This is a genomic window from Bacteroides sp. 51, from assembly GCF_010500965.1.
GTDB lineage: Bacteria > Bacteroidota > Bacteroidia > Bacteroidales > Bacteroidaceae > Bacteroides.
In genome coordinates, this window is the sequence record NZ_QVMI01000075.1 from 1 (window position 1) to 2,217 (window position 2,217).

The 2,217-nt window shown below is 48.5% G+C and carries 1 protein-coding gene; it reads left to right on the plus strand.

The window, feature by feature from the left end; translation table 11 throughout:
* A partial coding sequence (locus tag D0T87_RS23420; RefSeq protein WP_304521322.1) for a BACON domain-containing protein occupies window positions 1-2,143 on the plus strand: 2,143 nt, incomplete at its 5' end.
* Window positions 2,144-2,217 lie beyond the last annotated feature (74 nt).

The following is a 2,217-nucleotide window of genomic DNA, read 5'->3' on the forward strand; positions in this document are numbered from 1 at the left end:
AGTTCCTACCACGGCCGCAGGTCTGACAGATGGTAAAGTAACCTATCCGGTGGTGCCCACTTCTTCAACCTTGACCGAAGGCCCACTATTATACAATGGAACAGCCATCAACACCACCACTAACCAGTGCGTGCGTGAGATTTATATCATGGAAGCTGAGAACCATACCGATAACCATACCAAAGCTAAAGACCTGCTTAAACGCACCTGCCTGGTAGTGGGTGGTACCTATGGCAGCGACAGCGAAGCCAGCTATTACCGCGTGGACTTCTCTACCGGCAGCGGATCGGCACAGACCTATCTGGATGTACTTCGCAATCATAAATATACCATCAATATCACCAAAGTATCCGGTTCGGGTTATGAAACTCCTGATATTGCTTTCCGTAGCGGTCCGGTTAATATCGAAGCCAGTGTACTGACCTGGAACGGGGTAGGGATGAATATCCTGACTACCGACGGACAATATACCCTGGCGGTGGATAAAGATGAATACACCTTTAACAAAGAAGCCGTGACAAGCAAGACAGCCGAAAATACCCTTAATGTATGGACAGACTATACCACCGGTTGGAAGGTAGAGAAGTATGTTGACGCTACGAACGAAAGCCAAACCGCCGGTTGGTTGAAACTGGTTCCTGCTACAGGTGGCAAAGACAATATAACCGAAACCTATATCGAATTAGAAGCAAACGAAACCGGTGCTTCCCGTTCGGCAAAGATTTATCTGGAAGCCGGACGTATCCGCAAACCAATTACTGTTACTCAGGGTACAGCATCAAGTGTACAGCCGGGTATTAAGCTTTATCTGGCCGATACTGAAATCTCTTCGGGATATCAGCTCACCTTCACTCCCCGGAAAGACGCTACCCTGGCCGGCGCTCAAACCCTGCGGGTGGTATGGGAGCCTAACACAGAGAATGTTACCGTGGCGGTAAACAAGACATGTTCTGCCCTGGAAGGCCAACCGGTAAGCGAAACCTTTAATGGTGGTTCCAGACAGTACACCATTACCACTACGGCTGTTAAATCCAATGGTAACAGTACCCTGCCTACCGATGAAGAATCGACCGTTACCTTCCGCACCGAGGGCGGACATGAAGCTACAGTGAAATTGTTGCAGAAGAATTACGGACTTATCTATAAAGACGTTAAAAGTAAATACGCTTCTGCTACCAGTAAAGAATACAGTTTTACGGTACAGAGTAATACAAGTTGGAAGATCGGTTCTGTAACCGATGCTTCAAATGTACTTACCCCTGCTTCTAAAACTGCTTTAGAATCCACAACCGGTACGTCAGGTACAACCACTGTTAAGTTCACCGTTGCTACTAATTCTACCGGTACCGCTACCTTGAACTTCGTAAACGAAGATGGATTATTCACTGATGTGCCTGTTACCTTGAATGTTCAGCCTGTTGTTCCCGCCGAATTCGGTGGTAGTAATATCGTTTGGAAGGACGGAAAGCTGACTTTTTCTACCGGCCCTAACGACAAGAGCGTTGATGCCCAGGCACAAGGTGTTTTCTTCCAGTGGGGTTCCCTGGTGGCTATCAGTCCTGTAGGTGCTAGCTTCTCCACCTCACAGATCTTGTACAAACCCGCTGAATATACAAATACCATCAGTTCTTGGACTACTATCCCTTATGTCTATGAAACCACTGCCCCATTCAATGACAATGTTCAAACTGACGATGATTTTGCTACTTACAATAACAATACCGGTTACAATGCATCTACCGGTAAGGGTGACATTTGTCGTTACATCTCCGCCAAGGGTTGGGCTGAGGGTAGTTGGCGTTTGCCTACCGCCGCCGAACAACTGGCACTGATGGAGGCATCTGGTAAAAACACTAGTTATTACGGTAGTCCCAACGGTAACTTCGCCGTACAAACAGCTTCCAACGTCAATGGTCTGGATCAAATCCCCAGTTACGTTCAGCTTTTGGATCCGCGCTTCCCCGCCTCTGGCTTCCGGGACACCAATGGGGATTTGAGCGCCACAGGCAACACCGGGTACTTCTGGTCGTGTTCATCCAGTCTGACTCCGTACGTATGGAGCATGCCCGTGGCCTCGAGCGGTGCGGGTCAGATCTACGCCTCTCGTCCGCAGGGGTTTGTTGTGCGTTGTGTTCGCGAATAATTGTGCCTACCCAAGCTGTATCTAAAATGATGGGCTTAGCTAAACTGTCCTGGCCGGCACTAGAATACCGGTAT